Annotated in this window: 10 protein-coding genes and 1 pseudogene; 4 read left to right on the top strand and 7 right to left on the bottom strand. The window is 34.9% G+C overall.

Annotated elements, in window-relative coordinates; all coding sequences use genetic code 11:
• From ABIQ27_RS03250 to miaB, 7 genes and pseudogenes are all read right to left on the bottom strand, one after another.
• Positions 1–100: pseudogene (locus tag ABIQ27_RS03250) on the bottom strand (co-chaperone GroES); the annotation flags it as partial.
• Between the two features lie 132 nt (positions 101–232).
• Positions 233–559, bottom strand: a complete 327-nt coding sequence (secG, locus tag ABIQ27_RS03245) for a preprotein translocase subunit SecG (protein WP_348032009.1) — start codon at positions 557–559, stop codon at positions 233–235.
• Positions 560–561: 2 nt separating this feature from the next.
• Positions 562–1,380, bottom strand: a complete 819-nt coding sequence (locus ABIQ27_RS03240) for a tetratricopeptide repeat protein (RefSeq protein WP_348032007.1) — start codon at positions 1,378–1,380, stop codon at positions 562–564.
• A 90-nt stretch (positions 1,381–1,470) separates the two neighbouring features.
• Positions 1,471–1,974: an LPS assembly lipoprotein LptE gene (gene lptE, locus ABIQ27_RS03235; RefSeq protein ID WP_348032005.1), complete on the bottom strand. Its 504-nt coding sequence runs from the start codon at positions 1,972–1,974 to the stop codon at positions 1,471–1,473.
• A gap of 51 nt (positions 1,975–2,025) precedes the next feature.
• Positions 2,026–2,853, bottom strand: a complete 828-nt coding sequence (locus tag ABIQ27_RS03230) for a hypothetical protein (protein WP_348032003.1) — start codon at positions 2,851–2,853, stop codon at positions 2,026–2,028.
• Positions 2,854–2,912: 59 nt separating this feature from the next.
• Positions 2,913–4,175 (bottom strand): sigma-54 dependent transcriptional regulator, encoded by a 1,263-nt coding sequence (locus ABIQ27_RS03225; protein ID WP_348032001.1) that lies wholly within the window; start codon positions 4,173–4,175, stop codon positions 2,913–2,915.
• Positions 4,176–4,177: 2 nt separating this feature from the next.
• Positions 4,178–5,632 (bottom strand): tRNA (N6-isopentenyl adenosine(37)-C2)-methylthiotransferase MiaB, encoded by a 1,455-nt coding sequence (miaB, locus tag ABIQ27_RS03220; protein WP_348032000.1) that lies wholly within the window; start codon positions 5,630–5,632, stop codon positions 4,178–4,180.
• Between the two features lie 396 nt (positions 5,633–6,028).
• Here miaB and ABIQ27_RS03215 point away from each other — a divergent pair, with 396 nt between their 5' ends.
• The 4 genes from ABIQ27_RS03215 to ABIQ27_RS03200 all read left to right on the top strand — a co-directional run.
• Entirely contained in the window at positions 6,029–6,268 is a 240-nt protein-coding gene (locus ABIQ27_RS03215) for a hypothetical protein (protein WP_348031998.1), read from the top strand.
• Positions 6,269–6,343: 75 nt separating this feature from the next.
• A complete protein-coding gene (gene topA, locus ABIQ27_RS03210; protein ID WP_348031996.1) occupies positions 6,344–8,857 on the top strand; it encodes a type I DNA topoisomerase in 2,514 nt (837 codons plus the stop codon).
• Positions 8,858–8,860: 3 nt separating this feature from the next.
• Entirely contained in the window at positions 8,861–10,015 is a 1,155-nt protein-coding gene (locus tag ABIQ27_RS03205) for a formimidoylglutamase (protein WP_348031994.1), read from the top strand.
• A 239-nt stretch (positions 10,016–10,254) separates the two neighbouring features.
• Positions 10,255–10,840, top strand: a 586-nt coding sequence (locus ABIQ27_RS03200) for an SUMF1/EgtB/PvdO family nonheme iron enzyme (RefSeq protein ID WP_348031992.1), incomplete at its 3' end; no start/stop codon positions are given.

The following is a 10,840-nucleotide window of genomic DNA, read 5'->3' as shown; positions in this document are numbered from 1 at the left end:
TAGCAGTGTCAGGAATAATAATTCCGGAAGCAGTTTGAGTTTCTGCCGCTGCAGGTTCAATGATCACTCTGTCTGAAAGAGGTTTGATATTTAATGCCATAATTGTATGTTTATGTTATTTGAATGTTGTGTTTACTGCTAGTCAGAAATTGTGCCAAGTACTAAAACTGACTTTTTTTACAAAAAAAAATGCCAGCATGTCAGTGCTGGCATTATATTTATGAAATATAATTTATTTTTTTGGAGTTTCAGCTGGTTTAGCCGGAGCTGGCACTGAAGTTTTTGGAGTAGCATTCTCATCAATTATTTTAGATTCTGAAGCGCCCATCATTCCAGGAAAGCTTAAACTTGATAATAAAATCAAAACAATTAATAAAGTAGCAAGCGTCCAAGTACTTTTATCTAAAAAGTCAGTTGTTTTTTGAACACCACCCATTTGAGTTGATCCACCTAGTGATGAAGATAAACCACCACCTTTAGGGTTTTGTACCATAATCACGATTATCAATAGAAAACAAACTATTGTTATTAGCACTAAAAAAATTGTAAAATTAGCCATTCTTATAAATTATTATTTTGTTGTAAAGTTTTAATATCCGAAATTCGGTCTGCAAAGAAACTACTTTTTTCTGGATATTTCAAAATTAATATTTCATAGGCCTGAATTGCTTTTGAATATTTTTTTTGTTCTAAATATACCCGGGCTAAAGTCTCTGTCATCAATTGGGAAGTATCTTCTGAAATGACTTCTATTGCTGGGACTGTGGCGTCTTTTGCTATTGGAGTTAGCTTCGGATTGTTTTCGATGAACTTGTCTATTAAATCAGATTTTTTCTTTTTATCATTATCAATTAAAGCGCTGTTTTCTTCTCTGACGATTGGTTTTAATCGCGACAATTGCAGCCATTCCTGGAAAGAATGCTTTTCGTTTTTTGAGAACTCTAATGGTTTTCCGATAGCTAATTTTTCTTCGGCCTTTTGTTCTTCTGTAGTTGTAGCTTCTTTAATAGAAGTTAAAATCGATTGTTCCAAGGCATCAACGACTGGCTGATTTGCTTCCACGATAATATGTTCGCTTCCAATGACGCTCATATTCATTAGCTCCTCCAGTTTCTTTTCATACAAGCCTTTTTGTACAGAAACAAACGAATCTGAAGTGATAAAGTCGAATAAAATGCTTCTGTCTGTAGTATATGCCGCAGAAACTTTTAAAGCATAATTATAATTAAAACTATCCTGATTATACAGATGCTTTAACTTCAATACACGGGCACTTTGAAAGTATGGAAATGCACTTAAAACACTATCCAATGTGTCAGCGTATCTATCATTGATAGCATCCGGTTTATTGAGTAAGTATGTATAATCTGTTAAATTCAATTTTTCAGTGTTCAGTGTTCAGTGTTCAGTTTAAGAGGTGTCAATTTACAAAAAAAACTGCCAACTGCTACTGAATACTGCTTACTAGTTTTACCATTTGGCCAAAGACTCATTAAAAACATCCTGCGTTATACGCTCAAAAATTTCATCGATATAGTCATTTAATACCGAGCCCGTTGGAAGTGTGCTTCCTTCATAATCTCTATAAAAAGAAAAACGTTTCTCAAAGTTATCGGCTTCTTTATTTTTATTGTTAAAACGAACCATCACTGAAATAGTCAATCTGCTTTGAGCAGCAGTTTGAGCAGCAGTGGCTTGCATAGGTGTTGTTCTGTATTCTACGATTTCACCTTCATAAAGCAAATCGCCATTGGAATTGGTCAAATTCAAATTGGTTTGATTCTGAATAATTTCCTGAAGTTTTATTGTAAATTTTCTTTCGATTCCAGGTTCAATCAATTCGGCATTATTCTGAAAATAATTCACCTGAAATGTCTTGGCATCGATAGGCTTGGCTCCTGTAAAGTTATACACAGAACAACTGTTGACGCAAAGAGCAAGGATGAAAATAGAAAGTATTTTTAAAAACTTCATGGTAACAATTAAAGACCGCTAAAGTAATTATTTATTTTGAATTATGGAAGGCTAAAATTGGTAGTAGTATTCGGCAAAAGCATAGAAGTCAACAAGGTTCATGCTACCGTCTAAAACCTCTGTGCCAATTGAGAAATCTTTAATGTTATGTGTTGGAGTATTAGAAGTAGACATTGCTATACCATAATGATAATAATTTGGGTCAGCTGCCCCTCTGTCAAAACCTCCTGCTATTCCTGTCGAAGCCACACTGTCTACAAAGAAATTTGGATCCGTTAACGATTTTACTCTTGCTGCAGCTAAAACAGCATTATAGAGAGGATTAGTATTAGCAACATATGTTCCATCAAAATGGAAATTTTTAACGATATCAGTTGAACCACTGGTCATTTTTTCAAATGAAGTCATATTCCCACTAGCATACATCATGTGATATTCTCCGGCACCTGTACCAGTTCTTATGAAATCAACGGCTAACATATCTTCATTAACCACACAGCTTATTGTAAAACTACTTCCATATGAATACGCATAAGTTCTTGTAGCAGCGTTAAATGTATAAGGCAATCCGTTAATGCTACTAATTTTATTGTCTGAGTTGTAAGTGATTGTATTAGTTTCTGAAATAACACCACTAGTATATTTTACGTCAAGGATAACACGATTTTGTGAATCATAGGTGAATTCTTCAACGATAGTTCCATCAGCAAGTGTAATGTTTGTCAATAAATCATTGTTGATGTTCCATTGTCTTTCGTTTGACGTGCCGCCATAAAAAACAACTTTTTGCAAATCAGAATCATTAACAATAGTGTCATCATTATCAGTACAAGAGAATAATGTGGCAGCTAAAGCGAAAAGAAAGATAATTTTTTTCATAGGTATTGATATTAATTTGGGTTGCGTAAACGTAAAACCTTATTTGTTAAATAAAAAAATTATAGGTCGTATTGCTTAATTTTCCGATAAAGTGTTCTTTCAGAGATTCCTAACTCATCTGCTGCTGCTTTTCTTTTGCCTCTGTGACGTTCCAAAGATTTCTTGATAAGTTCAATTTCTTTTTGCTCTAATTTCAATACTTCTTCTTCGTCAATCGTTTCGGCCATTAAGTAATTGGTATCATCGTCATCGTCAAATTCCTCTTGGTCTACTTCATTTTGTGAAGTGCTCGAATTCAATCTTGGTTCATCTGCAAAATTAGAAGCAGTTTCTTCCTTTTGTCCAAATACTTTCTGAATCAAATTCTTATTCATTTCCTGTACTTTAGAACTTCCGTTTTGCATTAATTCCATGGTTAACTTTTTCAAATCATGCAAATCACTTTTCATGTCAAAAAGCACTTTGTAAAGAATATCTCTTTCGGTAGAAAAATCATTCGTTGCCTTTTTTCCGCCAATAACAGAAGGCAAATTACTGCCTTCAATAGGTAAATAGGATTGAATGGTTGCTAAGGTAATCTCACGATTTGTTTCCAAAACGGAAAGTTGCTCGGCAAAATTTCTAAGCTGACGAATGTTTCCGCTCCAGCGGTATTTTTGCAAAAACTGAACAGCTTCATCGCTCAGTTTAACGGGCGGCATTTTGTATTTATGCGCAAAATCTGAAGCAAATTTCCGAAATAATAAATGAATGTCATCTTTCCTGTCACGTAATGCCGGCAACGGAATATCAACCGTGCTCAAACGATAATATAAATCTTCACGGAATTTTCCTTTCTCGATAGCATCAAATAAATTTACATTCGTAGCCGCAACAATACGTACATTGGTTTTTTGAACCTGCGAAGAACCGACTTTGATAAACTCTCCGTTTTCTAAAACACGTAGCAAACGCACTTGGGTTGTCAAGGGCAATTCACCAACTTCATCCAGGAAAATAGTTCCGCCATCTGCTACTTCAAAATAACCTTCACGCGCAGCATTGGCACCGGTAAACGAGCCTTTTTCGTGTCCGAAAAGTTCACTGTCAATGGTTCCTTCCGGGATAGCTCCACAGTTTACAGCGATATATTTTCCGTGTTTTCTATGCGAAAGCGTATGAATGATTCTGGGAATACTTTCTTTACCAACACCACTTTCTCCGACAACCAACACCGAAATATCAGTTGGAGCAACCTGTATGGCTTTTTCTATTGCACGATTAAGTTTTGGGTCATTCCCAATAATCTCAAATCGTTGTTTTATGTTTTGAACGCTTTCCATAATTAGTTAATTTGCATATCACTATATCCAACGGCTTCTCCGATAAGGGTTCCACTGGTACAGTTGGTGATTTTTACATTTACGAAATCTCCAATTTTATAATTCTCTCTTGGGAAAACAACCACTAAGCTCTGTGAATTCCTTCCTGATAATTGTTCTTCTGATTTTTTAGAAACTTTCTCTACCAAAACTTCTACAGTTTTGCCAACAAATTCCTGGGTTCTTTCCAAACCATGCTTGCGTTGCAAGTCCACAATTTCCTGTAAACGTCTTTGCTTGGTTTCTTCTGCAACATCATCATCCATTTTACGTTCGGCCAAAGTTCCGGGACGTTCGGAATAAGCATACATATAACCAAAACTATATTTCACATATTCCATCAAGTCCAAAGTATCCTGATGATCTTCTTCCGTCTCTGTTGGGAAACCAGCAATCATATCCTGTGTAATAGAACTTTCAGGAAGTATGGTTTTTATTTTATCAATCAGGGCCATATATTCGGCTCTAGTGTGTAAACGATTCATCGCTTTTAAAACCCGGTCACTACCACTTTGAACAGGTAAGTGGACATGTTTACAGATGTTTGGGTATTTCGCAATCACATACAAAACACTTTCGTGCATGTCCTGCGGATTGGATGTCGAAAATCGGATACGCATTTTAGGGAATTGAATCGCTACCATTTCAAGCAATTGATCAAAATCGACTGCAGTAGCTTGTTGCATTTCGGTAGCTTTTTCAAAATCCTTTTTCAAACCGCCACCATACCAAAGATAACTGTCGACATTTTGTCCCAACAGCGTTATTTCCTTAAATCCTTTATCCCATAAATCTTTGATTTCTCCTAATATGCTTTGAGGTTCACGGCTTCGTTCACGTCCGCGTGTGAAAGGCACCACGCAAAAGGTGCACATATTATCGCAACCACGTGTAATAGAAACAAGAGCGGTAACGCCATTGCTCATCAAACGCACAGGTGAAATATCGCCATAGGTTTCTTCTTTTGATAAAATCACATTGATAGCATCTCTGCCATCTTCGACTTCTCTTAGTAAGTTTGGTAGATCTTTATAAGCATCCGGGCCAACAACCATGTCGACAATTTTCTCTTCGTCAAGAAATTTCTCTTTCAAACGTTCTGCCATACAGCCCAAAACGCCAACTTTCATTCCGGGGTTTACTTCGCGTTTTACCGCATTGTATTTTTCCAAACGTTTTCTAACAGTTTGTTCGGCTTTATCTCTTATAGAACAAGTGTTTACCAAAACCAAATCGGCTTCTTCTAATATAGTAGTAGTGTTATAACCTTCGTTGGTCATGATAGAAGCTACGATTTCACTATCCGAAAAATTCATCGCACAGCCATAACTTTCTATAAATAGTTTCTTTGTATTTCCAGCTTTTTGTTCCAAAACAAGACTACTGCCTTGTTTCTTCTCATCAATTTCCTTTTCCATTTATGCTAATAAAAAATAATATAATGCAAACCAAACACCCAAAAAGAATAGTCCGGCAAATAAGTCATTCATATTGTTTTTCAAATCTTTCTTTACAAATAATCTATAAAGTACCCATATCAAAAAAAGGACGATAAAAATGAAAGGCGTATAAAGTCTCATTATTGATTGGTGTTTTAAATTCGAAAAACAGAAAGGCAAAGATAATACTAAATTACAAAATGTGACAAGATGGCAGTTGAGAATTAACTTAGATTTAGTTTTTAAAAAGAAAATGCTATTTTCTGCCTAATAAAATTCTGTAACATTTCAATTTTAATATGTAACATTCTATCAGGCTTATTGCTCTAAATTTGAGAAACAAAATCATAACAAATATTAATTAAAACTAAAAAGATGAAACAACTAACACACATTAGAAACGCTTCTTTAAAGTATTTTGCAACTGCAGTACTTTTTCTTTCCCAAACTCTTATCTGGGCACAGGAAACTACCACAACAAAAAAAACAGTTGATGTAGATTTGAATGTCGATGATGGCAGTGGTGAATGGTATGTACAACCGTGGGCTTGGGTTGTCGGAGCTGCTATTTTTATAATAATTATTGTTGCTCTTTTAAGAGGTAAAAGCGAATAAAACTTTCTTTTTAAAAATTCAAAAGCGCAGTATATAAAAAAATCACATACTTTTGCCGACACAAACAATCGGGATATGGCAAAGAATTTAGTTATCGTTGAGTCACCAGCAAAGGCAAAAACAATCGAAAAATTTTTAGGAAGTGAATTCCAGGTAGAGTCAAGCTACGGGCATATTGCCGACTTGCCTTCCAAGGAAATAGGAGTAGATGTTCTCAACGGTTTTAAGCCAAAATACGAAGTCTCATCCGATAAGAAAGCTTTAGTTACGAAGCTGAAGAGTTTAGCTAAAAATGCCGATATGGTTTGGTTAGCTTCCGATGAGGACCGAGAAGGAGAAGCAATTTCCTGGCACTTAGCGGAAGAATTAAAATTAGATAAAGCCAAAACCAAACGTATTGTTTTTCATGAAATCACAAAAAATGCGATTTTAAAAGCTATTGACAATCCAAGAGAAATCGATTATAACTTAGTTAATGCACAACAGGCACGTAGAGTTTTAGACAGATTAGTAGGATATGAACTTTCTCCGGTATTATGGAAAAAAGTAAAAGGCGGATTATCTGCCGGTCGTGTTCAATCTGTTTCGGTTAGACTAATTGTTGAAAGAGAAAGAGAAATACAAGACTTCAAAGCAGTAGCGTCTTATTCAGTAACAGCTGAATTCACTAACGAAGCAGGAAAAGTGGTGAAAGCCAAATTACCAAAAAACTTCGCTACTAAAAAAGAAGCCGAAGATTTTTTGAATAAAAATATTGGTTCTACTTATAAAGTAGCCGATTTGGAAACTAAGCCGACTAAGAAATCGCCGGCTGCTCCATTTACAACATCAACGTTGCAACAGGAAGCTGCCCGTAAATTGTATTTGCCAGTTGGAATTACGATGCAAATCGCACAGCGTTTATACGAAGCAGGTTTGATTACTTATATGAGAACGGATAGTGTGAACTTGTCACAGGAAGCGATGGCTGCGGCTGAAGCTGAAATTAGCAAGTCGTACGGGAAAGAGTTCTCAAAACCAAGAACTTTCAATACGAAAAGTAAAGGCGCGCAGGAAGCTCACGAAGCGATACGTCCAACAGATATGTCGAGAAGTTCGGTGAATGTCGAAAGAGATCAGGCACGTTTATACGATTTGATTTGGAAAAGAACATTGGCATCTCAAATGAGCGATGCTGAATTAGAAAGAACTAATGTAAGGATTGAAGCTAATAATCACTCTGAGATTTTCCAGGCATCAGGTGAAGTAATCAAATTTGAAGGTTTCTTAAAAGTATATTTAGAAGGCAATGACGATGACGATGAAGAACAGGAAGGAATGTTGCCAGCGTTGAAAGTGAATGAAAGATTGTTAAACAATAACATCACTGCAACTGAAAGATATACAAGAGCGGCTTCAAGATACACAGAAGCTTCTTTGGTAAAGAAATTAGAAGAATTGGGTATTGGTCGTCCATCGACTTATGCGCCAACAATTTCTACGATTATTGCCAGAACGTATGTTGAAAAAGGGAACTTAGAAGGCGTAGAAAGAAAATATACGCAGCTTACGCTTCAGGCAAATAAAGTTGACGAAAAAATTTTAAAAGAAAATACAGGTTCTGATAAAGGCAAATTAGTGCCAACAGATATCGGAACTATTGTGAATGATTTTTTGGTAAAGAATTTTGCAGCGATATTGGATTATAATTTCACTGCCAAAGTCGAGCAGGATTTTGACGAAATCGCTGAAGGAAATATTGATTGGGCAAAGATGATGCAGGAATTCTACGATAAATTCCATCCAAATGTTGTTCAGGTTCAGGATACAGCCGAAAGAGAAAGCGGCGAAAGAATATTAGGTAAAGATCCAAAAACAGGTAAACAGGTTTTAGTTCGTTTAGGGAAATTTGGGCCGGTTGCACAAATTGGTGAAGCTGATGATGAAGAAAAGCAATTTGCGAGTTTGCGTCAGGAACAAAATATTGGAAGCATCACTTTGGAAGAAGCATTGAATTTGTTTTTACTGCCAAAAAACTTAGGTGTATATAAAGGAGAGGATGTTGAAGTAAGCAATGGCCGTTTTGGGCCTTATGTTCGTTTCGGAAAACAATTCATTTCATTGCCAAAAGGGGAAGATCCATTGGATGTGACTATGGAAAGAGCACAAGAGTTAATTAATGAGAAAGCGCAAGCAGATGCTCCGATTGCAACGTATAAAAATGAGCCTGTTCAAAAAGGTGTTGGTCGTTTTGGGCCATTTTTGAAATGGAATGGCATTTTTATCAACGTAAGTAAAAAATATAATTTTGATAATTTATCTCAGTCTGATGTAGAAGAATTGATAGAAGAGAAATTGCAAAAAAACATCGATAAGGTAATTCATAACTGGAAGGAAGAAGGAATTTTGGTTGAAAAAGCACGTTGGGGAAAATCAGTAATCACTAAAGGCAAAATCAAGATAGAATTAAATAAAGATGTTGATGCTTCAAAATTGACTTTGGAAGAAGTGAAAGAGTTAATCGAAAAGAAAACACCGGCAAAAAAGACTGCGGCTAAAAAAACCACCAAAAAAGCACCTGCTAAAAAAGCAGTAGCTAAAAAGAAATAAACTATGGAATTTGATTTTCTATCACCTGTTGATAACGAAATTATTCAATATATAAACGGATTGTCATCCCAACATTTGGGAAGTAAAGTTACTTTTCACACTGATAAGGATTTTCCGGACATCGACAAAGTTAAGATTGCCATTATTGGCGTATTAGAAAACCGTGGTGCAGTAAATTACGTTGATGATGAAGTAAATCTGGATGCTGTCCGTAAAGAATTATATGGTTTGTTTCCGGGGAACTGGCAAAGTTCGATTGCTGATTTAGGAGATATTGTTCCGGGAAATTCTTTAGAAGACACTTTTTTTGCTTTACAAAAAGTAGCAGCTAAATTAATCCGCAAAGGAATTATCCCTATAGTTATTGGAGGTTCACAGGATTTGACCTATCCATTATACAGAGCATACGATAATCAGGAGCAAATGGTTAATCTGGTTTCTATAGATAGCAAATTTGATTTTGGGAAACAGGAAGATGGAATTAAAGCCAATTCTTATTTGTCAAAAATAATTTTGGATGAGCCGAATAATCTTTTTAATTATACTAATATAGGATATCAAACTTATTATAATTCGCAGGAAGAGATTGATTTAATCGAAAAATTATTTTTTGATGCTTACAGATTAGGAGAAATTTCAAACAATATTGAATTATCAGAGCCAACTTTACGGGATGCAGATATAGTTAGTATAGATTTAAATGCTGTAAAGTCCTCTTATTCAGGAAATTTTATTACTTTTACGCCAAACGGATTTGATGGAAAAGAAATCTGTAGTTTATCGAGATATGCCGGTATTAGTGACAAAGTGAGTTCATTAGGAATTTTTAATTACAACAATAAAAAAGAAGGGTCAGTTCTTATTTCTCAAATAATCTGGTACTTTATTGAAGGAGTTAATTATCGTTCAAATGAATATCCTTTTGGAACAAAAGAAAATTATATAAAATACATTGTGCCGTTAGAAAACGAAGAATTGGTTTTCTATAAGAGTAATAAAACCGGAAGATGGTGGATAGAAATTAATTTTTTTGCAGGTCAACACAATAAACTTAAAAAAAACACGTTATTATCTTGTTCACATGATGAATATTTAGCTGCCTGTGGCAACGAAATACCAGAAAGATGGTGGAAAGCACAACGAAAAAATTCAATTTAATAAAATACAAATATAAATAAACCTACAAATTATATAAAAAAGCGACACTTTATCGTTAAAAGATGCATTTTATCGATAAATTATTTTTTTAATTACAAGAATAATTCTATTTTTGGAATGTGAATTATTATGATGGAAAATTGTAAGTGAAATTTAATATTAATTAATTGCTTTTTTGAAAAATAATAAATAGGTTTACGGCCTTAAAAAAATATTCAAATTAACCCCAAAATATACATATGAAGAAGTTCATAACATTTGCGTCATTTTTAGCTTTATTAACCAGTTGTGGTGGATCAAGTGATAAAGGTGAATTGGTAGGAGTTAAAGGAAAAAAATGGCATCCAGAAAAGCCATTTGGAATGACTTTAATACCTGGTGGAGCATACATTATGGGTAAATCGGATGATGACCCAGCAAATATTCAGGATTCACCAACTAAAACTGTTACAGTTAGATCATTCTATATGGATGAAACTGAAATAACAAATAGCGAGTACCGTCAATTTGTAGAATGGGTAAAAGATTCTACAATAAGAGTGCGTTTGGCTATTCTTGCTGATGAAGTTGGACAAACTTCTACTGGTAAGGGTGGAAAAGGAGGCGGAAAAGGTGGAAGCATTGGAGATTTTGCTTTCAATGATACTGATCCTGCAAAAATGACTCCTTATGATAAATACATGTATGAGAATTATTACAGTGTAGGAACTGATGATGATCCATATGCTGGAAGAAGACTGAATAAAAAAATCAAGCTTATTAAAGACACTAAAAAATATCCAGACGAGTATTATACTGAAGTTATGGATACAATGTATTTGCCTT

It is taken from the genome of Flavobacterium sp. (genome assembly GCF_039916025.1).
Taxonomy (GTDB): Bacteria; Bacteroidota; Bacteroidia; order Flavobacteriales; family Flavobacteriaceae; genus Flavobacterium.
The sequence above is the reverse complement of the archived record's forward strand: the minus strand, read 5'-3'. Positions and strand labels throughout refer to the sequence as shown.